1 protein-coding gene is annotated in these 257 nt (G+C 61.9%); it reads left to right on the top strand.

From position 1 onward, the window contains the following. The coding region (locus tag ACWGS9_RS35850; protein WP_454509567.1) for an IS66 family transposase at nucleotides 1-257 on the top strand (257 nt) is incomplete at both ends.

Here is a 257-nt window from a genome sequence, read left to right as displayed (position 1 = left end):
AACTACATGCTCTCGCGCTGGGAGGACTTTGCCCGCTTCATCGATGACGGCAGAATCTGCCTGACCAACAATGCCGCTGAAAGGGCATTGAGAGGTGTGGCCCTGGGGAGGCGGGCTTGGACATTCGCCGGGAGCCAGCGCGGCGCTGACCGGGCTGCCGTCATGCTGACATCCATCACTACTTGCCGCCTGAACGAGGTCGACCCAAAAGCCTGGCTCGCCGACGTCCTCGCACGCATCTCTGATCTGCCAAGTTC

The organism is Mesorhizobium sp. Arg314 (assembly GCF_053714275.1).
The sequence above is the reverse complement of the archived record's forward strand: the minus strand, read 5'-3'. Positions and strand labels throughout refer to the sequence as shown.